The sequence below is a fragment of the Erythrobacter sp. RANMB8 genome, from assembly GCF_056848235.1.
In genome coordinates this window covers 154,996-176,918 of record NZ_JBREHG010000002.1, presented here as the reverse complement: position 1 = coordinate 176,918, position 21,923 = coordinate 154,996, and the positions used below count along the sequence as shown (strand labels likewise).

General features: G+C 66.0%; 17 protein-coding genes. 7 read left to right on the top strand and 10 right to left on the bottom strand.

Going from position 1 to position 21,923, the window contains the following annotated elements:
• Positions 1–28: 28 nt before the first annotated feature.
• A complete protein-coding gene (locus ACU0AG_RS03930) occupies positions 29–2,644 on the bottom strand; it encodes an EAL domain-containing protein (protein WP_482780956.1) in 2,616 nt (871 codons plus the stop codon).
• Positions 2,645–2,944: 300 nt separating this feature from the next.
• On the opposite strand from ACU0AG_RS03930, the gene ACU0AG_RS03925 reads away from it, so the two are divergent.
• The 3 genes from ACU0AG_RS03925 to chrA all read left to right on the top strand — a co-directional run bounded on the left by ACU0AG_RS03925 (position 2,945) and on the right by chrA (position 6,977).
• Positions 2,945–4,642, top strand: coding sequence for a PHA/PHB synthase family protein (locus ACU0AG_RS03925; RefSeq protein WP_482780955.1), 1,698 nt, complete (start codon positions 2,945–2,947; stop codon positions 4,640–4,642).
• A 132-nt stretch (positions 4,643–4,774) separates the two neighbouring features.
• Positions 4,775–5,638 carry an alpha/beta fold hydrolase gene (locus ACU0AG_RS03920; RefSeq protein ID WP_482780954.1) on the top strand — a complete coding sequence of 288 codons (864 nt, stop codon included), beginning with the start codon at positions 4,775–4,777 and terminating at the stop codon, positions 5,636–5,638.
• Between the two features lie 22 nt (positions 5,639–5,660).
• Complete coding sequence (gene chrA, locus ACU0AG_RS03915; RefSeq protein ID WP_482780953.1) at positions 5,661–6,977, top strand: chromate efflux transporter; 1,317 nt, start codon at positions 5,661–5,663, stop codon at positions 6,975–6,977.
• A gap of 13 nt (positions 6,978–6,990) precedes the next feature.
• On the opposite strand, the gene ACU0AG_RS03910 is transcribed toward chrA, so the two are convergent.
• Positions 6,991–7,932, bottom strand: a complete 942-nt coding sequence (locus ACU0AG_RS03910; protein ID WP_482780952.1) for a glycerophosphodiester phosphodiesterase family protein — start codon at positions 7,930–7,932, stop codon at positions 6,991–6,993.
• Positions 7,933–8,023: 91 nt separating this feature from the next.
• Here ACU0AG_RS03910 and ACU0AG_RS03905 point away from each other — a divergent pair, with 91 nt between their 5' ends.
• Complete coding sequence (locus ACU0AG_RS03905) at positions 8,024–9,790, top strand: N-acyl-D-amino-acid deacylase family protein (protein ID WP_482780951.1); 1,767 nt, start codon at positions 8,024–8,026, stop codon at positions 9,788–9,790.
• Between the two features lie 15 nt (positions 9,791–9,805).
• Here the strand turns inward: ACU0AG_RS03905 and ACU0AG_RS03900 are convergent, their stop codons facing one another.
• The 6 genes from ACU0AG_RS03900 to ACU0AG_RS03875 all read right to left on the bottom strand — a co-directional run bounded on the left by ACU0AG_RS03900 (position 9,806) and on the right by ACU0AG_RS03875 (position 16,820).
• Positions 9,806–10,888: a DUF2855 family protein gene (locus tag ACU0AG_RS03900; RefSeq protein WP_482780950.1), complete on the bottom strand. Its 1,083-nt coding sequence runs from the start codon at positions 10,886–10,888 to the stop codon at positions 9,806–9,808.
• 28 nt (positions 10,889–10,916) lie between these two features.
• Positions 10,917–12,044 (bottom strand): DNA polymerase III subunit beta, encoded by a 1,128-nt coding sequence (gene dnaN, locus ACU0AG_RS03895; protein WP_482780949.1) that lies wholly within the window; start codon positions 12,042–12,044, stop codon positions 10,917–10,919.
• Positions 12,045–12,206: 162 nt separating this feature from the next.
• Positions 12,207–12,971, bottom strand: a complete 765-nt coding sequence (fabG, locus tag ACU0AG_RS03890) for a 3-oxoacyl-[acyl-carrier-protein] reductase (protein WP_482780948.1) — start codon at positions 12,969–12,971, stop codon at positions 12,207–12,209.
• A 78-nt stretch (positions 12,972–13,049) separates the two neighbouring features.
• Positions 13,050–14,969, bottom strand: a complete 1,920-nt coding sequence (locus ACU0AG_RS03885) for a beta-propeller domain-containing protein (RefSeq protein WP_482780947.1) — start codon at positions 14,967–14,969, stop codon at positions 13,050–13,052.
• 50 nt (positions 14,970–15,019) lie between these two features.
• Complete coding sequence (gene fabD, locus ACU0AG_RS03880; protein ID WP_482780946.1) at positions 15,020–15,955, bottom strand: ACP S-malonyltransferase; 936 nt, start codon at positions 15,953–15,955, stop codon at positions 15,020–15,022.
• Positions 15,956–15,989: 34 nt separating this feature from the next.
• A complete protein-coding gene (locus tag ACU0AG_RS03875) occupies positions 15,990–16,820 on the bottom strand; it encodes an LD-carboxypeptidase (protein WP_482780945.1) in 831 nt (276 codons plus the stop codon).
• A gap of 56 nt (positions 16,821–16,876) precedes the next feature.
• Between ACU0AG_RS03875 and ACU0AG_RS03870 the strand changes: the two genes are divergently transcribed.
• From ACU0AG_RS03870 to ACU0AG_RS03860, 3 genes are read left to right on the top strand one after another with little or no spacing between them, the layout of a single operon-like run.
• Complete coding sequence (locus ACU0AG_RS03870; RefSeq protein ID WP_482780944.1) at positions 16,877–18,304, top strand: glutamate ligase domain-containing protein; 1,428 nt, start codon at positions 16,877–16,879, stop codon at positions 18,302–18,304.
• Positions 18,301–18,588 (top strand): hypothetical protein, encoded by a 288-nt coding sequence (locus ACU0AG_RS03865; protein WP_482780943.1) that lies wholly within the window; start codon positions 18,301–18,303, stop codon positions 18,586–18,588. The genes ACU0AG_RS03870 and ACU0AG_RS03865 overlap by 4 nt, the downstream gene beginning before the upstream one ends.
• Positions 18,589–18,624: 36 nt before the next feature.
• A complete protein-coding gene (locus ACU0AG_RS03860; protein WP_482780942.1) occupies positions 18,625–20,151 on the top strand; it encodes a class I adenylate-forming enzyme family protein in 1,527 nt (508 codons plus the stop codon).
• Positions 20,152–20,251: 100 nt separating this feature from the next.
• On the opposite strand, the gene ACU0AG_RS03855 is transcribed toward ACU0AG_RS03860, so the two are convergent.
• Together ACU0AG_RS03855 and ACU0AG_RS03850 are read right to left on the bottom strand one after the other, a co-directional pair.
• Positions 20,252–20,902, bottom strand: coding sequence for a glutathione S-transferase family protein (locus tag ACU0AG_RS03855; protein WP_482780941.1), 651 nt, complete (start codon positions 20,900–20,902; stop codon positions 20,252–20,254).
• A 10-nt stretch (positions 20,903–20,912) separates the two neighbouring features.
• Positions 20,913–21,851 (bottom strand): DUF808 domain-containing protein, encoded by a 939-nt coding sequence (locus ACU0AG_RS03850; RefSeq protein WP_482780940.1) that lies wholly within the window; start codon positions 21,849–21,851, stop codon positions 20,913–20,915.
• Between the last annotated feature and the right edge of the window lie 72 nt (positions 21,852–21,923).

The following is a 21,923-nucleotide window of genomic DNA, read 5'->3' as shown; positions in this document are numbered from 1 at the left end:
GGCTAAAGCCGACGATAATTCTTGGGAGCTACCAGCTATGGCCGGACGCTGGCTGGGCCTGTGCACCCTTGAGAACCGCGAAGGCCCCGTCGGCCCGGCGCTTGAGCGGGGCGTGGAATTCGATCCCGACCCGGTTCTCCCGCGACCAGCGCACTTGCGCGGTCACCGACTTGTCGCCGCCGAACTCGATCCGCACCGCGCTGCCGGCCGGCATGTTCCACAGGCCTTCGATCATCGCGCCGCTTTCGGAGATGTTGCGCAGCGTGGCGTTGAGGCGGTTGCCGTTGTGCACCACCACCACGCGGCGCAGCAGATTCTGGCGCGGCGCGCGGGCGGATTGCGGCCCGTCTGCCTCGGCCACGAGATCGCCCGAAACCAGCGCGGTCGCATCCGAGGCGTTCATCGGCTTGAAGTAGATATAGCCCTGCACATGGCTGCACCCCAGCAGGCGCACCAGTTCCAGTTCGTCGAGCGTCTCCACACCTTCTGCGGTGGTATCCATATGCAGCGCTTCGGCGAGCGAGGTGATCGAGGCGATGATCGCGCCGTTGCGGCTGCCCTCTTCAGTGGCACCCTGCACGAAGCTGCGGTCGATCTTGATCTTGTCGAACGGCGCCTTTTTCAGATAGCCGAGCGAGGAATAGCCGGTGCCGAAATCGTCGAGCGCCAGACGCACGCCGACCCGCTTGAGCGCCTTGAACATCGCATCGGTGCCGGCATTGTCGTTCAGAAACACGCTTTCGGTGATTTCCAGTTCCAGCCGCGATGGCGAAACCCCGCTGTGGGCCAGGGCATTGGCGACGATGTTGGGCAGTTCGGGGTTGGCAAATTGCAGCGCCGAGACGTTCACCGCGCAGCGGATCGAGGATGGCCAGCGCGCCAGATCGGCGCAGGCCGTGCGCAGCGCCCATTGCCCCATCCGGTCGATCAGGCCCGCATCCTCGGCAATCGGCACGAACTTGGCGGGCGAAAGCCAGCCGCGCTTGGGATGCTTCCAGCGCATCAGCGCTTCGAAGCCGACGATCTTCTCGGTCGCGGCATAGACGACCGGCTGATAATAAAGCTCCAGCTCGCCCTTGGCGATGGCATCGCGCAGGTCCTGCTCCAGCTCGGCGCGCTCTTCGGCAGCCGCGTGGAGATCCTCGGCATAGAAGCGGAACACCCCGCGCCCGGCATCCTTGGCGGCGTAGAGCGCAAGGTCGACATTGCGGATCAGCTCGTCGCTGGTGCTGCCATGTTCGGGGGCCAGCGCGATCCCGACCGACGCGCCGATCACCACGCTTTGCCCCTCGATCGAATAGGGCTGCGACAGCGAGGCGATGATGTCCCGCGCCATGTGGCCGAGGGTCGCACGGTCCTGATGCCCCGGCACGATCACCTGGAATTCGTCACCGCCCAGACGCCCGCAGCGCCCGGCCTGGCCGATCGAACGCTCCAGCCGCTGCGCGACCTGCTTGAGCAGGGCATCGCCCGCCGGGTGGCCAAGCGTATCATTGACGTGCTTGAACCGGTCGAGATCGAGCATCAGCACCGCGCAGGCCCGCTCGCGCCCGCTCGGGGCGGCAAGGATCTGTTCGAGCGCCTGGCTCATCTGCACGCGGTTGGCGAGGCCGGTCAGCGAATCATAGTGGGCAAGGCGCGAGACCTGCTGTTCGCTGCGCCGCTTTTCGGTGAGGTCGGTGCCGTGCCCGCGGAAACCGCAGAAATTCTTGTAGCTGTCATACACCGGGCGGCCCGCCAGCGCCCACCAGCGTTCATCGCCGCTCGTGGCAGCGCGCACTTCGACATCCTGAAACGCCGAACGGGCCGAAAGATGGAAGGCGAGCGTGCGTTCGGCATCGTTCGCACCAGCCGTGGGATCGACGATCTCGCTCAGCGGACTGCCGCAGACCTCGTCGGTGGTCTTGCCCAGCACCGTTGCCGCCTTGGGCGAGATGTAGGTCAGAAGGCCACGGCGATCGGTTTCCCAGAACCAGCCCTGCCCGGTTTCCTCGAAGCTGCGCAAAATGTCCTCGGCACGCGCGGCCACGCGTTCCCGCGCCTCGCGGGCGATCCGGCGACGCTCGGCAGCCTTCCACTCCAGCCTGCCGACCAGCGCGAGCGTGATGGCGGCGCCGACCAGCGCGAAGATCGTGATCGGGCCCGGTGCAATCACCGCAAATCCGGCCCAGCTGGCCAGCTTGGCGCAGAACAGCGAGATGATCCGCACCTCGAACACCGCAGCGGCCGCGGCGTTGAAGCACACCAGCGTCGCAATCGCCCATTGCCAGGGCAGGCCTTCGCTGACCCAGCTCGCCATGGCGAAGCCCGCACAGGCCATCGGCAGGACAATTGCGACCACAACCATCAGGAACCGCAGCGCCCGCGAGGTCTCGGCGGTCCGCTCGGTCGCGGCGAACAGCGAGCCGCAGGCGAACAGCACCGCAGAGGCAAGCGCCGCAACGCTCGTCGTCACGGAAGGAAGCCCCTGCGAAACGCCCACCGCGATGACATAACCTGCCAGCATGAAGACCGACATTGCGCCGGCCTGACGTGGCAGGAAGAAGCCATGTTCGCTGGCCGAATCCTCGACCGCCTGTTTGAGGCTGGCGATGTCATCGGGGCGGTTGCGATCGGGACGCCGCCGTTCCGAACGGCCACGCACGTCGGATTCGGACGGCTTTCCCCCTGAAATACCGCGAAGTTCGCGCAAGCCGCCAGGCACGCGCGGATTCGGCGTTGCAAATTTTCTGACAGGTTCCCCGGACATGGATCACCAGATGCGCCAGAACCGCTAAGAAAAGCGTTAACCGCCGAGGCAAAAATGTTGCGCCCGGTTACCGCCGATCGGCCCCCTCAATGGCTTGCAACTTGGCAGGCGAGGCTGCATTCTTGCCCGACAGGCGCAATCGCGGCATCGCTGAAGCGACAGGCCGCAAGACGCCGGAGACAAAAGGGGATCTGAATGGCACGCAGCGAAGTGAAGCTCGAGAATGAAGCAGCCCAGTCCACCAATGCGCTTGGCCCGCTGATCGGGGTCGCGCGCGAGGACTTCGTCAGCGCCGTGGCGCTGCTGCTGCGCGAAACCGCCTCCGATCCCTCCCGCTTCATCCGCCATTCCACCGCCATGGCGCAGGACATGGTTAAAATTCTGACCGGCAAGAGCGAACTGGCACCCGATCCCAAGGACAAGCGGTTCATGGACCCGGCGTGGCAATACAACCCGTTCTTCCGCGCCGGCGCGCAATATTATCTCGCGGTCCAGAAAGGCATGAAGAACTGGCTTGAGGAACTGGAACTCGACGAACTGGAACGCAACCGCGCCAACTTCATCGCCAACATCATCCTGGATGGCCTCGCGCCCACCAACACGCTGGCGGGCAATCCGACCGCGCAGAAGCAGATCATCAATTCGGGCGGGCTGAGCCTCATCAAGGGGCTCCAGAACGCTTACAACGACATCGTCCACAACAAGGGCATGGTCAGCCAGGTGGACAAGCGGCCGTTCAAGCTGGGCGAGAATGTCGCCACGTCCAAGGGCAATGTCGTCTATCGCGACGAGATGATGGAGCTGATCCAGTATGCCCCTTCCACCGAAGAGGTCTACGAAATCCCGCAGCTGACCATCCCGCCGCAGATCAACAAGATGTATATCAACGACTTGTCGCCCGATAAGTCGGTCGTCAAATGGCAGGTCGATAACGGCATCCAGACCTTCGTGATTTCGTGGCGCAACCCCACCAAGGAACAGGGCAAGTGGGGCATGGCCGAATATATCGCGGCCTGCGAAAAGGCGCTGGAAGTGGTCGCCTCGATCACCGGATCGAAAAAGGTCAATGTCTCGGCGGGGTGTTCCGGCGGGCAGACGGCATCGGTGCTGGCATCCAAGCTGGCAGCGACCGGCAATCCGATCCTCGGCACGCTGACGCTGATGGTCTGCGTGCTCCACCCCAAACCGACCGATATCGAAGCCGGCTCGCTTGTCTCCGAGAACGGGATGCAGCTCGCCCGCCAGCGCGCAATGAAGCAGGGGGTGATCAAGGCCGACGATCTGGCGCGCGGCTTTGCCTGGCTGCGGCCGAACGACCTGATCTGGAATTACGTCATCAACAACTACCTGCTGGGGCAGGACCCGCCGGCCTTCGACGTGCTGTTCTGGAATGCCGACGCCACCAACCTCTCCTCCAGCCTGATGGGCGATTTCCTCACCCTGTTCGAAACGCTCGCCTTCACCAAGCAGGGCGAAGTCGAAATGGCGGGCCACAAGGTCGATCTGTCCAAGGTGACCGCCGATCTGTTCATCCTTGGCGGGGTGACCGATCACATCACCCCGTGGAAGGCGACCTATCGTTCCACCCAGCTGTTCGGATCGAAGGACGTGACCTACGTCCTGTCGCAGAGCGGGCACATGCAGGCGATCCTCAACCCGCCGACCAACCCCAAGGCCAAGTATTTCGTCCAGAAGAAGGCGGGCAAGCTCCCCGCCACCGCCGACGAATGGTTGCAGGGGGTCGAAGAGGTCAAGGGCAGCTGGTGGCCGCTGTGGATGGAATGGGTGCAGAAGCGTTCGGGCAAGACAAAGCCCGCACCCGCTGCGCTCGGCAATGCGAGCTATCCTGCGAGCGATCCGGCACCGGGACTCTACGTCGTCGAAGAAGTCTGATACAGCAATGCTGCATTGCGGCATCCGGAAGGCCGGACGCCCGATGCAAAAGCTTGTGGGCGCGCGCGCTATGGGATCGGTGTGCGCGCCCAACCCGCCCCCTTGGCGGGGCGTATGAAAGGACGTGAATAGGTGACCAATCCCATGGACGACGCGGTCGTCTCGATGGAGCAAGTGGGCGGCAGGACGCTACGGACTGCGGCCTGGCGGCTCGATATGCCCTCCGATCATCTGCCGGTTCTGTTCTTCAACGGGATCGGCGCGAACATCGAGGCCGTGGCCCCGCTGGCCGCGGCGCTGCCGGAACGCGGCTTCATCATGTTCGACATGCCGGGGACCGGCGAATCACCCGATCCGCTGATCCCCTACAACCCCTTCACCATGAGCTGGACCGCTGCCCAGTTGCTGGGAAAATACGGTCTGGAAGAAGTCGACGTGATGGGCGTTTCGTGGGGCGGTGCGATGGCGCAGCACTTCGCGCTCCAGCATCCCGGCCGCACCCGCCGCCTGACGCTGATCGCGACCACGCCGGGGATGCTGATGGTGCCGGGCAACCCCGCCGCCTTCACCAAGATGGCCGACCCGCGCCGCTATATCGACCCCGAATTCATGAACGAACACTTCGCCACGCTGTATGGCGGGGTCGACAAGGACGGGGCCGAGCATCAGAAGGACAGCCATATCGGCCGCCTCAAGCCCCCTTCCCCGCGCGGCTACATGTATCAGCTGATGTGCATGCTGGGCTGGACCAGCCTGCCGGCCCTGCCCTTCATGACCAAGGAAACGCTGATCATGATGGGCGAGGACGACCAGATCGTGCCGGTCATCAATGGCCGCATCCTGAAGGCGATGATCCCCAATTCGCGGCTGCTGACCTTCGCAGGCGGCGGGCACCTGTTTCTGCTGACCCATGCCGACGAAAGCGTGGCGGCGATCCGCGAGTTCCTCGACGCGCCTGCGACAGACAAGGAAGCCCGGCGGGCTGCGGCAGCGTAAATTCCGGCAGGCAGGCGCGTTGATGGCCAGCGTGCCGCCTGCTCCGGTCCCCTTTGCCGATCTGCTGCGCGCCTTCACCCGCATCGGCTTGCTCAGCTTTGGCGGGCCGGCGGGGCAAATCGCGCTGATGCACCGCGAACTGGTGGACGACCGCGGCTGGATCGCCGAAGCGGACTTTCTGCACGCGCTCAATTTCTGCCACCTGCTGCCCGGTCCCGAAGCGCAGCAGCTTGCGACGTGGATCGGCTGGCGCCTGCACGGATGGCGGGGCGGTCTGGCAGCAGGGCTGCTGTTCATTATCCCCGGCGCTTTGATCATTCTGGCGCTGTCGGCGCTCTATGCGCTGGCGGCCAACCTTGCGTGGGTCGAGGCGCTGTTCCTGGGGATCAAGGCCGCAGTGCTGGCCATCGTGGTGCAGGCCCTGCTGCGGATCGCAGGCCGCGCGCTCGACACCGGCCTCAAACGCGCCCTTGCCGCGGCAGCCTTTGCAGGGCTGTTTCTGCTCGACCTGCCCTTCCCGGTGATCGTGCTGGGGTCTGGCGTGATCGGCGTGCTGGTCGCAGCCGGACGTCCGGAACTGCTGGGGATCACCTCCGCCGCAGCAGACACGGCCCTGCCCGCACGCCCGTGGCGCAGCACGATCGTGGCGATTGCCATCTGGGGTGCGGTATGGGCCGCGCCGATGCTGCTGATCGCGGTGACGCTGGGCCGGAGCCATGTGCTGTGGGACATCGGCGCGTTCTTCTCGCAGCTGGCGATCGTCACCTTTGGCGGCGCCTACGCGGTGCTCGCCTATATGGCGCAGGAAGCGGTGCAGGGCTTTGGCTGGCTGCAACCGGGTGAAATGGCCGATGGTCTGGGGCTGGCGGAGACAACGCCGGGTCCGCTGATTCTGGTGACCCAGTTCGTCGGCTATCTCGCCGCCTTCCGCGCGCCGGAGCCGTTTTCGCCCATGGTGGCAGGATTGCTGGGCGCCGGGCTGACCAGCTGGGTGACCTTTGCGCCGTGCTTCCTGTGGATCTTCGCCTTTGCACCATGGATCGACCGGTTGAGCCACGCCGTGCGCCTCAAGGGCGGGCTGGCAGCGGTGACCGCCGCGGTGGTCGGCGTGATCGCCAACCTGACAGCGTGGTTCGCGCTGCACGTGCTGTTCACGCAGGTCGGTCAGCGCCAGCTTGGCCCGCTGCGCCTTTACTGGCCTGACCTTGCCAGCTTCGACTGGCGGGCAGGCCTGCTGGCAGGATTGGCGATTGCCCTTGCCTTCGGGCTGAAGTGGCCGGTGCTGCGGATACTGGGAGCAGCCGCGGCGGGCGGCTTCCTGTTGATGGCCGCCACCTGAGGCGAAAGCGCCCTCAGCCCCTGCTCACCCCGCACTGCCCCGGCTTGGGCAGGCGCCCGGCTTCCGCTAGCGCGGCAGCCGCCTCGCGCGGGCGGTCGGTGGCGAGCACATCGACGCCTTCCCTGCCAAGCTCGGCATAGCGTTCGTCCATGCCGTAACGGTCGATCACCGCATCGAGAGAGCGCGGCGGGCGGCCCAGCGTGCCGAAGATCACCTCGATATCGGCCTTGTCCAGCTCGCGGTAGAGTTCGGGGCGCGGCAGGCGGGTTCCGGTGAAGGCCAGCATGCGGTTTTCGGGGATGCCTGCCGCCTTCAACGCGGCGACATCCTCCAGAGTATCGACCGAGACCGAAAGCAGCATTTCGGGCGCAAGGCGATGCAGCGTGGCGGCCTGCTCGGCCGAATAGGCGATCAGGATCACGCTGCCGGCCATCCCCGCCTCGCGCACAGCGGCGACGACCGCGCCGTAATCGGCCGAGCGCTTGAAATCGATCTGGAGCACGGTGCGCCCCCTCGCCCATGCCAGCGCCTCGGCCAGCGTGGGAATCGCATAGGGGGTGACCCAGCCCCAATTGTCCTTGAGCCGCAGCTGGCTGAGCGCCGCCCAGCTTTGCGCCGCGGCCTCGCCCGTGCCGGTGGTGGTGCGGTCGAGCCGGTCGTCGTGGAGCAGGAAATGCACCCCGTCGGCGCTCTTGCCGACATCGACCTCCATGATCGCAGGCTGCGCGGCAAGCAGCGCGTCCATCGTCGGGATCGCGTTTTCGGGCAGGCCCGGCGTCGGCCCGCCGCGGTGAGCGGAAACAAGCGTCTGCCCCGCAGCCTCAAGGCAATCGAGCATCGCCGAAAGGTCGCTTTCGGGCACGAGCCGCCACGCGCCCTGATCCTGCGCGGCAAGCGGGCTCGCCAGCATCGCCCACCCCAGCACAGCACAGCGCCACATCCGATTGCGACCCATCTTCACATCCCTTGATTGACAGTTCCGGCGCAGGCCCCTTGTCGGCCCGCCCGCTTTGCGACATCATCCCTTCCCATAAGGGAGAGACAGAATGGCGCAATATGACCTGATCATCCGGGGCGGAACAATCGTGGACGGCACCGGGGCTGCGGCCTTTACCGGCGACGTTGCGATCAGAGGCGGGATCATCGCCGCCGTGGGTCAGGTCAGCGGCACCGCCACCGAGGAAATCGACGCCACCGGCAAGATTGTCACCCCCGGCTTTGTCGACATCCACACCCATTATGACGGGCAGGCCACCTGGGATCAGGAAATGGCCCCGTCGAGCTGGCACGGCGTCACCACGGTGGTGATGGGCAATTGCGGCGTCGGCTTCGCGCCCGCCAAGCCCGACCGCCACGAATGGCTGATCAGCCTGATGGAAGGGGTGGAGGATATCCCCGGCACCGCGCTGGCCGAAGGGATGACATGGGACTGGGAAACCTTCCCCGAATATCTCGATGCGCTGGAAAAGCTCCCCCGCACGGTGGATATCGGCACCCATGTGCCGCACGGGGCGGTGCGCGCCTATGTGCTGGGTGACCGCGAACAGCCCGGCGCGGTCCCCACCGCCGAAGACATCGCCGAAATGAGCCGGATCGTCGAGGAAGGCGTGCGTGCAGGCGCGCTCGGCTTCTCGACCTCGCGCACGGTGCTGCACAAGTCGGTCGATGGCGAGCTGGTGCCCGGCACCACTGCCACGCCCGAGGAACTGATCGCGATCGGCAAGGCCATGGGCCGGGCCACTGCGGCAGGCGGACATGCCGTGTTCGAGATGGCGAGCGATCTCAAGCGCGAATGGAACGAGTTCGAATGGATGGGCAAGCTGAGCCGCGAGGCCAAGATCCCCGTCACCTTCGCCGCGCTGCAATCCATCGCCAAGGAAATGCCGCTTGACGAACAGATCGCCATGATGCGCGCCGAAAACGACAATGGCGCGAACATCGTTGCCCAGATCGCGCTGCGCGGGAACGGGATCGTGATGGCGTGGCAGGGCACCGTCCACCCTTTCCGCTTCCGCCCGGGCTGGATGGCGATTGCCGATCTGCCGTGGGAACAGCAGCGCGCCAAGCTGCTCGATCCCGCCTTCAAGGCACAGCTTCTCGCCGAACCCAATGATTACAGCGATGCGCCCAAGGATATCGGCGGGGTGGTGATGGCGATCAGCATGGGCTGGTCGCTGCAATATGAAATGGACCCCGATTTCGATTACGAACCCGCCGCCGATGCCAGCATCAACGCCCGCGCTGCGGCGGCCGGCGTGGCACCGCAGGAATATGCCTATGACCTGCTGTGCCGCGATAATGGCAAGGGCTTCATCTACCTGCCGATCCTGAACTACGCCGACGGCAATCTCGATTTCCTGCACCCCCTCCAGCACGCTGACGACACGGTGAACTCGCTGTCGGATGGCGGCGCGCATTGCGGCACGATCTGCGACGCGGCCTCGCCCACCTTCATGCTCGAACACTGGGTGAAGTCGCGCCGTCGCGGGGCAAGGATCGGGCTGGAGCAGGCGATCAAGCGCCAGTGCCGCGATACGGCGCGGCTCTATGGCCTCGATGATCGCGGGGTGATCGCGCCGGGTTATCTCGGCGACCTGAACGTGATCGACATGGAAAACCTGAAGCTCGGCAAGCCGTGGCTCGCCTTCGATCTTCCGGCAGGCGGCAAGCGGCTGCTGCAAAAGGCCGATGGCTATGTCTGCACGATCAAGAGCGGGGTCGTGACCTTCCGCAACGGGGAATGGACCGGCGCCGTCCCCGGCGGGCTGATCCGCGGTCCGCAGCAGGCGGCGCTGGCGCAGGCGGCGGAGTAATCCGCCGCCCTTTGCTTAAGGTTCGATCACGATCCCTCTGGCCGGATCGACCTTGCCCGCCAGCATTTCGAGGAACACGCCGCGCGCCGCGTCGAGCCCGGCAAGGCGCTCGATCGCGATGGTCCCCTCGGTAGCCTTGAGAAATTCGCGCCACGCTGCCGCCACCAGCTGGCCGCCCTCTTCGACACCATGCGCCTTGAAGAAGGCCACCGCATGGTCGGGCGCGAAGAACAGCTGCGGCCTCGCCCCCGGCAGCGGTTCGCCCCCGCCCAGCGTCGAACGCGCTTCGATATGGGTGACGCCCACCAGCGCAGAGTGCACGAGCGCGGCGTCGAAATGGCGGTGCAGGCGTGCCAGCAGTTCGGCATTCCCCGCGAAATCGACGCTGACGCTGCGCAGCACCGACAGGCGTTCAAGATCGTCATAGCAGGCGACTTCGTCATAAAGCCCGCTTGCTTCGACAAACCCGACATTGCCCTTTGATGTCAGCCCGATGCGCTTCACATCCGGAGAATTCTGCCGCGCCACACTCGCCAGCCCCATCGCGGTCTTGGACGAGGCGCTGGTGACGATCAGCTGCTCCGCGCCGAACCAGCCTTCCCCGCGCAGGAAGTATTCGATCAGGAAGCCGGTACGGAACAGCGGGCCGAAGATCATACGTTCGGCCTCGCGCGCAGGATCGTGCTCGGGATCGGCGGCAAGGCGGGTGTAGCTGTTGTAGACCGGGCTCATCGGCTGGCGATAATCGGTCGTATCGATGAAGCCGCCGGGGCTGACCTTGCCGGGCCGCACATCAAGGTGGCTCGCCATCGGCAGATAGCCATAGACCCGCTCGCCTGCGGCAATATCGGGATGGCGGCTCTCGATCACCTGCGCATGGCCCCACATCGGCACGATGCCCAGGCCGGCAGGCGCAGGGAAGAAATCCCAGTATTTGAACCCGTCGCCCACCACCGCATAGGTGATATTGTTGGCGGTGACCGAGAAGCTCTCCACCGCAAGCCGCACCGCGCCATCGGCCAGCGGAGCAAGCTGCACTTCCACCAGCGCGGCATCGGTAAGCGCGTCCTTGCGGACGTGGACCTGAACGGCATTCATGGGCATTCCCCTCCGTGTGAGGCGGGGATCACACCCGCATCGGCATCAGTACATAAAGCGCCGGGCTATTCTCGGTCTGGCGGATCAGCGTCGGCGCGCCGGCATCGGCGAGGTGCAGTTCGACCGTGTCGCTGTCGATCTGGCCGAGGATGTCCTTGAGGTAATTGGCGTTGAAGCCGATCTCCAGCCCTTCGGCCCGATATTCGGCGGCCAGTTCCTCGGCGGCGGTGCCGTTGTCGGGCGAGGTCACGGACAGCGTCACGCGGTCCTGATCCAGACCGATCTTCACCGCGCGGGTCTTTTCGGTGGCGATGGTCGCCACGCGGTCGACGCCGGAGAAGAACAGCTTGGGATCGACCTTCAGCAGCTTGTCATTCGCGGTCGGAATGACGCGGCTGTAATCGGGGAAAGTCCCGTCGATCAGCTTGCTGGTCAGCACCACGCCGCCTTCACCGCCCAGCGTGAAGCGGATCTTGCTGGCTGAAAGGTCGATCAGCACGTTGCCGTCGAGCGCTTCTTCGAGCAGCTTGCGAAGCTCGCCCACGGCCTTGCGCGGCACGATCACGTCGGGCATCCCGGCAGCGCCTTCGGGGCGCGGCAGGGTGAAGCGCGCGAGGCGGTGACCGTCGGTCGCGGCGGCCTTGAGCAGCGGTTCGTCCTCGTCCGTCACATGCAGGAAAATGCCGTTGAGGTAATAGCGGGTTTCCTCGGTCGAGATCGCAAAGCGGGTGCGGTCGATCAGTTCGGCCAGCAGGCGCGCCGGCAGTTCGAAGCTGGTGGGCAGATCGCCCTCGACGATCACGGGGAAATCATCGCGCGGCAAGGTCGGCAGCTTGAAGTTCGAACGGCCCGCCTTGACCTCCAGACGGTTGTCATTGGTGGTGAGGCTCACCTGGCTGCCTTCGGGCAGCTTGCGGGCGATGTCGAACAGGAGGTGCGCCGACACGGTGATCGCGCCGGGCTGATCGACCGACGAGGCCGACATGGTTTCCACCACCTGCAGATCGAGATCGGTCGCCATCACGCGCACCGATCCGCCGTCGCTGGCATCGATCAGCACGTTGGACAGGATGGGGATGGTGTTGCGCCGTTCCACCACCGATTGCACATGGGAGAGGCACCGCAGCAGCGTCGCGCGTTCGATTGTGGCCTTCATCGCGTGTCCCTATCGTTCCTCAATATGGCCGGGGGGCGAAGGAATCGCCCTCAAGCGCCGGAAAGTCCCCGAAACCTTAACGCCGCAGACAATACGGGCAAGCGGACGGCCATGCGCGGGGTGACTGGGCTGGGGATAAGGGGGTGCAAAGCGCCCCTGCACTTATCCCAGCATCGCCATCCCGCCGTTCACGTGCAGGGTTTCACCCGTCACGTAAGCGGCTTCGCGGCTGGCGAGGAAGGCGACAGCGGCGCCGATTTCCGCGCCCTCGCCCATCCGGCCCATCGGAATGCGGCCATTGATCGCGGCCTGCTGCTTTTCATCGAGCGCAGCGGTCATTGCGGTGCGGATGAAGCCGGGGGCGACGCAATTGGCGGTAATCCCGCGGCTGGCGACTTCCTGTGCGAAGGCCTTGGTCATGCCGGTGAGGCCCGCCTTGGCGGCGCAATAGTTCATCTGCCCGGGATTACCGGTCGCGCCCACTACGGAGGTGATGTTGACGATCCGGCCGAACCGCGCCTTCATCATCGGCTTGGCGGCGGCGCGCATCAGGCGGAAGCTGGCTTCGAGGTTGATGCGGATCACCTGATCCCATTCCTCGTCCTTCATGCGCATGCCGAGATTGTCGCGGGTGATGCCGGCATTGTTGACGAGAATATCCATCGTGCCGAGCGTATCGAGCATGGCGGGCACCAGTTCTTCCACCTGCGTCGCATTGCCCAGATCGCAGGTGATCTCGACATGGCCATCGTGATCGTGGTGCGGATAGGCTTCGTTCAGCTCGTCGCGGAAGGCGCGCAGCTTGGCCGCGTTCGATCCCGACAGCGCGAGGCGTGCGCCTTGCGCGGTGAGCGCGTGGGCGATGCTCGATCCGATCCCGCCCGATGCGCCGGTGACCAGCGCGTTCATGCCCTTAAGTGAAAACATCGTCTCTTCCTCGACAGGGTGATCTTTGCCCCCCTGTTGCGCCGGGTGCACGCGGGGGTCAACGCCGGATTGCAGCTTTCACGGGGCAAAACTCGTCCGGCGGCGCTCGGTAATGCGCCCTGCGGCGAGGCTGCCCTCGACCAGTTCGTATCCCATCAGCGCCATGATGCGATCGCCCGTGAAGATCGGGCGGGCATTGCCGTACCAGTCGACGCAGGAGGCCTTGCAGCGATCATCGCGGCCCCTGCCCGCAGCCGCGGCCAGTGCGCCTGCGGGATCGAATGTGCGGGCATTGCGCCGCAGGAAGACAATCGCGGCGCTGGCGTCATCCCCGCGCATCACCGGCAGGCCGAGCATGCCCGATTGCCCGCCGTCGCTGCCGGGATCGGGGCGGTAGAAGAACGCCTGACTGCGGCTCTCGCCCTCGCTGGCGGCGGGGAGCACGTAGGTGTCCTCGATCCGCACAGCCGCGCCCAGCGACAGGGCGCTGAAGCCGAGCGCGTCGCCGCGGGCATCGCCTTGTGCAGGGCCGATCACCACCGCATCGCTCCCCATCCGGTCGAAGCGCGAAACACCGTGCGGCAGCGCGATGTCCTGCACGGTACCCCCGCCCAGCGGCACGGCAAACACCGTGCCCTGTTCGGCCCCGTCGCCGTAATAGGGTGCGGCGGCATAGAGCAGGTAATCGCCTGCAAAGCGGTTGAAAATGCGCCCCTCCGGCGGCTGTGGCAGGGTGCGATAGCGGTCTGCCCCAAGCACGCCCGATCCATCGCCGAAACTGCCGAGCGGAATGGTGGCCAGCCGCACCGGCCCCGCGCCGCCCTCGCTCGCCCACATCCCCTCGCCCGCGCCCTGATCGCGCAGCAGCACGCGCAGCACGCCGTTTGCGGCATCTTCGGCAAAGGAAAACTGGTCGGTCGGCGAACCGCGCACCTGCACCCCTGCCGGACGCCCGCCATCCAGCGGAATGCGGTAAAGCTGTCCCGCCGTCATGCCCCGGAATGTGCCGGAGGTCGCCTCGCTCAGACCCGTCCACGCATAGACCGCCGTTTGCGAGACATAGAACGCATGGCTCCACGTGCCCGCAATCGCGGTGGCGCTGCATTCAAGGTCAGCCGCCGACACATCGCAGCGCGTCACCACATGCAGCATATCAAGCGGATAGCGGCCGCTGCGATAGGGCTGCGCGACGAGGAAATCCTCCGGCTCCACCAGCACCTTGGGCCTGGCCTTGGGATCACGTTCACGGATCGCGGGCAGCATCGCGTCGAACTCTGCCCAGCGGGCATAGACCGGGGTGTAGAGCACCAGCTCGTCCCCGATCAGGCGCGAGGCATAGTTGGACGAGGAATAGTAATCCCCCGACCGCAGGTAATGCGTATCGCGCCATGCCAGCGCGCCATCCTCGCCGAGATCGAAGCGGTTCACCTCCGTCCCGAAATCGCCGTAGGAATAGCCGATGACGATGATCTGGCTGCCGTGGATGAGCATTTCGTCATACCAGGTTTCATCCGGATCGCGCTTGTCCGGCGGGAAGGCATCGACCATCGCCACCGGGGCCAGCGCATCGCCGCCCACGCGGATCGTGAACAGCCGCCCGCGCCGCAGCACCACCAGATAATCGCCCGCCCGCTTGACGATGCCGCCTTCATCGACGCCCGCTTCCTGCGTGTTGGTGATGCTTTCGCTGCCCGCACTTTCTTCGGGTGGCGGGGGCGGTTCATCTGCGGGAACGGTGATGCTGTAGCTCACCGACGGGGCCGCATCCATCGCCGCTTCGTAAACCGCAAAGGCCTCGCCTTCGCGCACCGCCATGGTGCGGGCGAAAGCCGCCAGCCCCTGCTCGCTGTCAAAGCCGCGCAGACTGTCCCCTGAGGTCAGCGCAGCGGCGCGGCCCGATGGCGCGGTGAGGGACACCGCAGCGCCGATCGCCAGCGCGATGCCCAGCAACACCGCCAGCGCCGCCCATGACAAGGGCCGGGAATCCGATGACTGCAAGCAACCTCTCCCCTCGCGCCCATTATGGGGCCGGGGGCAAGTCTATGCGATCACAGCGATTTGGCAAAGCTTTCAAGGTCGGCCATGGTGACAAGGCTGGTCACCTGCGCGTCCTTGTCGATCCGGCCCACCATCGGGCCAAGCACCTTGCCGCCCAGTTCGACGAAGTGTTCCACCCCGTCGGCGCGCATCTGCATCACGCTTTCGCGCCAGCGCACGCGGCCCGTGACCTGTTCGACCAGCAGGGTGCGCTCGGCCTCGGGATCGGTCACGGCGGCAGCGGTGACATTGGCGTAAAGCGGCAGGGTGAAGGCCTGCGGCGGGGTTTCGGCCAGTGCCTCGGCCATGCGCGCGGCGGCAGGAGCCATCAGCGAACAGTGGAACGGGGCCGATACCGGCAGGATCATCCCGCGCTTGATGCCATGCTCCTTCACCAGCGCCACGGCGCGCTCGATCGCAGCGGTGTGGCCGGAAATCACGACTTGCGAGGGGTCATTGTCATTGGCGACCTCGCACACGTCACCCTGCGCGGCAGCCTCCGCCAGCGCCGTTGCCTGCGCGATATCCGCGCCCAGCAGCACCGCCATGGTGCCCTCGCCCACCGGCACGGCCGCCTGCATCGCCTGCCCGCGCAGCTTCAGCAGCCGGGCGGTGTCGGACAGCCCGAAGGCCCCGACCGCGCACAGCGCCGTGTATTCGCCCAGCGAATGGCCCGCGACGCAATGGGCCGCCGCCGTCAGGCTGACACCGAAATCGCGTTCCAGCACCCGCAGCGTGGCGATGGCGTTGGCCATGATCGCGGGTTGCGCGTTCTCGGTCAGGGTCAGCTGGTCTTCCGGCCCTTCGCGCATCAGCGCCGAAAGGTTCTGCTTCAGCGCCTCGTCCACCTCGCCGAAGACATCACGGGCGGCTTCGCTGGCGGCGGCAAGCTCTGCCCCCATGCCGACCTTCTGGCTGCCCTGCCCCGGAAAAACGAATGCGCGCATGTCAGACCCCATCCTTGTGAATTGGGGCGCGCCGTTACGTCCGCGCGGGCGGGCTGGCAAGTCCGAAGGGCACAACCCTGTTGGCAGAATTGTGCCCGATCAGCGCCCGCCCGAGATAGGGAATACCGGCGCGGTCGCACCAGTATCGGGCAATGTCTTCCTCGCTCTGACCGAATTCGACGTAGTTTTCCGGCACATCGGTGATCGCCCCCAGCCTGAGACCGGCAATGCGCGGCAGGGTTCCGGCAAGGTGGAAGAACATCCGGTCGATCGCATAGAGATGTTCGGACACCTCTTCCACCATCACCACATGGCCGGTCAGGTCGGGCATCAGCGGCGTGCCTGCCAGCATCGCCAGCGTGATCAGGTTGAAGGCGGCGGCGGGGGTGGTGCCGTCAAGGCTCGGTTCGACCCCGCTGGTGTCCCCCTGAAGCCAGTTCAGCACCCGCCGGATCGCCTCGCGCCCGCCTTCGGAACGGGCGCTGACCGGCATCGAACCGTGCACGCTCTGCCCGATCCCGGCGCGATAGAGCGCGGCGAGCAGATAGCCGCAATCGGAAAAACCCACGTAAGTCTTGGCGCGGGCTGCGGCATTCATCTGCGCCACCGCCGCTTCGGCGATGCGGTTGGAGCCATAACCGCCCTTGGCAAACCACACGACATCGAAGGCCGGATCATTGGCGCATTCGAGCAGTGCGGTCAGCCTGCGCAGATCATCGCCCGCAAAATGCCCCTGCCGCTCGAAACACTGGTCGTGAAAGGTCACGCGGTGCGCAGGGAATTCCGCCGCGACCAGCGCTTCGAGCGCGGCCTGCTGTTCAAGGGTGATCGGAGTGGCCGGGGCACAGATCGCGATATTCGTCATGCGCGCCAGCCTATGGCGCTTGTCAGGTCCGGCGCAAGACAATAACCACCCGGATTATGGACCACGGGATCGAAGCCGGGACGCTCGACGGGCGGCCGCTGTTCTTTTGCGGCATTGGCGGATCGGGCATGCTGCCGCTTGCGCAGATCGCGCAGGCGTGCGGCCACCCGGTCGCAGGGTCGGATCGCAGCCGCGATGCAGGGCGCACGCCAGAGAAATTCGCCTGGCTCGAAGCCAACGGCTTTGCCCTGTTCCCGCAGGACGGCAGCGGCATCACTTCGCCCGATCAGGTGCTGATCGCCTCTGCCGCGATCGAGGACACCGTGCCCGAAGTCGCCCGCGCGCGCGAACTCGGCTGCACCCGGCTGAGCCGCGCCGAACTGCTGTCCACCCTGTTCAACGCCGCCGGTTTCTCGGTGGCGGTGGGCGGCACCTCGGGCAAATCGACGGTGACCGGCATGATCGCATGGATCCTTGACGAGGCCGGCCACAATCCCACCGTGATGAACGGCGCGGTGATGAAGAACTTCGTCTCGCCCGCCAACCCCTTTGCCAGCGCCCGCATCGGCCAGCCCGGCCTGTTCGTCAGCGAGGTGGACGAAAGCGACGGGTCGATCGCGCTTTACCGGCCCACCGTGGGCGTGCTGCTCAACGTCAGCCTCGATCACAAGAGCATCGAGGAACTGCGCGTCCTTTTCGGCAATTACCTCGCCGCGTCGGATACCGCAGTGATCAATCTCGACAGTCCCGAAGCTGCCTATCTGGCCGCCCGCGCAAGGGACAAGGTCACCTTCGGCATCCGCAACGCCAAGGCTGACATCACGGTGGAGGCGGATTCGATCGACCAGAGCGAACTCGGCATCCGCGCCGCCGTGATCGACAATCGCAAGCGCGAGGTGTTCCCGCTGATCCTGCCGATGCCGGGGCTGCACAACCTCTCCAACGCGCTCGCCGCGATTGCCGCTGCCAGCGCCGCCGGGATCGGGGTGGGCCATGCTGCCTACGCGCTGCGCAGCTTTGCCGGGCTCGCCCGCCGGTTCGATGTGATCGGCACCTCGCCTGCGGGCATCAGCGTGATCGACGATTTCGGCCACAACCCGGAAAAATGCGCCGCCACCCTGCGCACATTGAAGGCCACGCCGGGGCGCGTGATCGCCTTTTTCCAGCCCCACGGCTACGGCCCCTTGCGCCAGATGGGGGCCGAGCTCGCCCAGACCTTCGCGCGCGAACTGGGGCCGGAGGACATCACGATGTTCTGCGACCCGGTCTATTTCGGCGGCACCGTGGACCGCAGCGAGGGGAGCGAGCGGATCGTGCGGCTGATCAACGAGGCCGGCGGCACAGCCGAACACATCCCCGACCGTGACGCCTGCGCCGACCGCATCGCCGCCCTCGCCCGCCCGGGCGACCGGATCGCGGTGATGGGCGCGCGCGACGATACGCTGACGGAGTTCGCCCGATCGATCCTCGCCCGCCTGCCGTGACGCTCTATGCCCGCGCAGTGCGCCATGCGTGGCAGATGGCGGGCGCGCTCGTCCTTGCCATGCTGCTGATCGCGACATCCGACCAGCTGTTCGGCCACTCGACCCTCGCCTTTGTCGCGGCGATCGTGCTGCTGTTCATCGTCAACCGCCCGATCCTCGGCTTCAATTGCCCGCGCTGCGGCAAGAATGCCTTTTTCCGCGGGCGCTTCGCGGTGTTCTGGCCGAACCGCCACTGCACGCGCTGCGGGCTCGATCTCGACGCGCCGCCTTCCCAAAATCGCTGATGGTCCGGGCGCGTGACCGCAGGTAGCCTTTCCTCCATGCACCCCCGCGACTTCTCGCTCGATACGCTGCTGGCCAACTGCGCGGCCCGCCATGCCCACCGGCTGGCCACGGTTGACGGAAGCCAGCGCCTGACATGGGCAGATCTCGATGCCCGCGTCACCCGCCTCGCGGGATGGCTGCTGGCAAAGGGCATCGCGCCGGGTGACCGCGTAGCCCTGCTGCTGACCGATGGCGCGCCGTTCCTCACCACGCTGCTCGCCTCGGCACGAATCGGGGCGATTGCGGTGCTGCTCAACTGGCGGCTTGCGCCTGCCGAGATTGCGTGGATCTGCGGCAATGCCGGGCCTGCGATGACCTTCGCAAGCCCGCGCTTTGCCGCGCTGCTGGCCGAAGCCGATGCGGGCGAAGTGATCACGGTGGACGAGCGCCACGATCCGCACGGCGCCTTCGAGAGCATCATCACCGCGCCGCAACCGGCCCTGCCCGGCCTGCCGCTGGAGCGGGAGCGGGCGGTGTACATGATGTACACCAGCGGCACGACCGGAAAGCCCAAAGGGTGCCTGCAAGCCGGCAGCGCGGTCGCCGCCTCCGCCTTGGGCTTCGCGCAGCACCGCCGCTTCACCGCGGACGAGGTGCTGCTCTCGGTCAACCCGCTGTTCCACGTGGTCGGAATGCAGCAGGTCGCCGCGATGCTTGCCTGCGGGGGCACGAGCGTCTTCGCGGGCCGCGACGATGATAGCGCCGCGATCCTCGATCTGCTCCACCGCGAAGGCTGCACCACCACCAGCGCCTTTCCCACGATCTGCTTTCCGTGGGCCGCGATGAACCCGGTGCGCGAGGGGCGGATGCCGCTCACCAACTACACCGGCGGGGCGGGCATGGGCCGCCCGCAGATGTATGAATTCATCGAGAAGGACTGGGATGCGCGGGTTGTCGGCGGATACGGCCAGACCGAAATCTGCGGCTTTGCCACCTTCATCGACTATCCCGACATGCTGGAAGCCCCGCGCTCGATCGGCTGGACGCTGCCGCATGTGCAGATGACGGTGCTCGATCCGGACGGCAATCAACTGCCGCCGGGCGAGGAAGGCGAGCTTGCCTTGCGCGGGCCTTCGGTCATGCTCGGCTACTGGCGCAATCCGGAAGCGAGCGAGGCCGCGCTCGGCCACGGCTGGCTGCGCACCGGCGACCTTGGCACGATGGACGAAAGGGGTCGCGGCTACCTGCTCGGCCGCGCCAAGGAACTGATCAAGACCGGCGGCGAGAATGTCTATCCGGCGGAAGTCGATGCGGTGTTCGCGGCCATGCCCGAAGTGGCCGACGCGGGCTGCTGCGGGGTGCCCGACAGGCAATGGGGCGAGGCGGTGAAGGCCTTCGTGGTGCTGAAGCCGGGAATGCAGCTGACCCGCGAGGAGATCACGGCCCGCTTCAAGGGGCAGATCGCCGGATACAAGCGCCCGCGCTACATCGAATTCGTCGAGAGCCTCCCGCGCGATCCCATCGGCAAGCTGCTGCGGCGGGAGCTGTCGGCGAGGCCCGTGACGCCCGATCAGGCGGTGTGAGCGAGCGGCAACCGTCACCCCAGCGAAAGCTGGGGCCCAGAGCGTCATAAACCAGTCTTTGCCGCTTGAGGTCCCAGCTTTCGCCGGGATGACGAAGAATTCAGCCGCCGGTGCTCCCCAACGCCGCCCGCCCCGCTTCCTCTCGCGCCAGCGCCCGCTGATAGGCAGGCCTTGCGGTCAGGCGCGCGCGATAGGCCTTGAGGCTCTCCGGCACGCCCTCGTCCAGCCCCACGCTTTCGGCGAGGATCAGCGCGTAGCCGACGCAGATATCGGCGATGGTGAAGCGGTCGGCACAGAGGTATTCGCGGCCCTCAAGGCGCTGCTCGACCTTGATCAGGCGCTTGTGGAACCACTTGGCGTAAGACTGACCGGCCTCCTGCAACCCCTTGTCCTTCTCGAACAGGCAGAAGCGCATATAGACCGTCTGCGGGAAGGTGATCGTGGCGTCGGCGTGGTAGGTGTAATCCAGATAGGCGCCGTAATCGCGCTCCCCCGGCGGAACCGCGAGCGGGGTCTGGCCATCGCGGGTGGCGAGATAGTGGGCGATGGCGCAGCTTTCGGTCAGCTGCGTGTCGCCATCGACCAGCATCGGCACGGTGCCGAGCGGGTTCACCGCCATGTATTCGGGCGCAAGGTAGCGCGGCGGGAACGGCAGGATCCTGAGGTCGATATCGACCCCCGCTTCCTCCGCCGCCCAGGTGGCGCGCAGCCCGCGGGAACGGGCGCAGGTGTACAGGACAGGTGCGGTCATGGCAGGCGGCTTAATGCCCCTCGCCCGCGCCCACACCCAGCACTTTGTGCAGGACAAAGGCGATAAACGCGCCCAACACCAGTCCCAGCACCGCGCACAGCGATGCATAGGTCAGCCAGCCCAGCACCCCGCCCGCAGCACCCTTCACCGCATATTCCGCGCCGTGGATGATGTCATAGATAGCATGGAAGCCGACTTCGTGGGTGCCGTGCACGATAATGCCACCGCCCACCCACAGCATCGCCAGCGTGCCGATCACCGACAGCGCGGTCAGCAACTTGGGAACGAAGCGCAACAGGAACCGTCCGAAGGCCTGCTTGGCAGTGCTTGCCTGCCGCGTGAGATAAAGTCCGACATCGTCGATCTTCACAATCCCGGCAACCGCGCCATAGACAGCCACCGTCACCGCGATCGCGACCACAGCGAGCACAACGCCGCGCATCACCAGCGTTTCAGTCGAAACCTCGTTAAGCGCAATCGCCATGATTTCCGCCGACAGGATGAAATCGGTGCGGATCGCCCCGCCCACCCGGGCGTCCTCGAAGGCGACCGGATCGGTGATCTCGTCCTCCAGCGTCGCGCCATGCTTGGCCGCGCCGAGTTTCTCCATCACCTTCTCCGCGCCTTCATAGCACAGGAAGGCCCCGCCCAGCATCAGCAGCCAGATGATCGCGCCCGGCAGGAATTCGGACAGCAGCAAAGCGCCCGGCAGCAGGAACAGCAGCTTGTTCTTCAGGCTGCCCTTGGTGATCTTCCAGATGATCGGCAATTCGCGCGCAGGGGAAAGGCCGGTGACATAGCTCGGCGTCACCGCCGCATCGTCGATCACCACGCCTGCGGTCTTGGTGCCGGCCTTGCCCGCGGCGACCGCGACATCGTCGATCGAGGCTGACGCCGCCTTGGCAATCACCGAAATATCATCCAGCAGCGCGACCAGTCCTGATGGCACGGCAAACCCCCTGTTGCGAATCGTGAAACCCTAATCCGCCGCCTGCCCTTCCGGTTCCCGCACGGCAAGACT

Excerpts from the sequence above, each read along its gene's own strand:
- ACU0AG_RS03925 (WP_482780955.1), top strand. The coding sequence starts at position 2,945 with ATGGCACGCAGCGAAGTGAAGCTCGAGAATGAAGCAGCCCAGTCCACC.
- chrA (WP_482780953.1), top strand. The coding sequence starts at position 5,661 with ATGGCCAGCGTGCCGCCTGCTCCGGTCCCCTTTGCCGATCTGCTGCGC.
- ACU0AG_RS03910 (WP_482780952.1), bottom strand. The coding sequence starts at position 7,932 with ATGGGTCGCAATCGGATGTGGCGCTGTGCTGTGCTGGGGTGGGCGATG.
- ACU0AG_RS03905 (WP_482780951.1), top strand. The coding sequence starts at position 8,024 with ATGGCGCAATATGACCTGATCATCCGGGGCGGAACAATCGTGGACGGC.
- ACU0AG_RS03900 (WP_482780950.1), bottom strand. The coding sequence starts at position 10,888 with ATGAATGCCGTTCAGGTCCACGTCCGCAAGGACGCGCTTACCGATGCC.
- dnaN (WP_482780949.1), bottom strand. The coding sequence starts at position 12,044 with ATGAAGGCCACAATCGAACGCGCGACGCTGCTGCGGTGCCTCTCCCAT.
- fabG (WP_482780948.1), bottom strand. The coding sequence starts at position 12,971 with ATGTTTTCACTTAAGGGCATGAACGCGCTGGTCACCGGCGCATCGGGC.
- fabD (WP_482780946.1), bottom strand. The coding sequence starts at position 15,955 with ATGCGCGCATTCGTTTTTCCGGGGCAGGGCAGCCAGAAGGTCGGCATG.
- ACU0AG_RS03875 (WP_482780945.1), bottom strand. The coding sequence starts at position 16,820 with ATGACGAATATCGCGATCTGTGCCCCGGCCACTCCGATCACCCTTGAA.
- ACU0AG_RS03870 (WP_482780944.1), top strand. The coding sequence starts at position 16,877 with ATGGACCACGGGATCGAAGCCGGGACGCTCGACGGGCGGCCGCTGTTC.
- ACU0AG_RS03860 (WP_482780942.1), top strand. The coding sequence starts at position 18,625 with ATGCACCCCCGCGACTTCTCGCTCGATACGCTGCTGGCCAACTGCGCG.
- ACU0AG_RS03855 (WP_482780941.1), bottom strand. The coding sequence starts at position 20,902 with ATGACCGCACCTGTCCTGTACACCTGCGCCCGTTCCCGCGGGCTGCGC.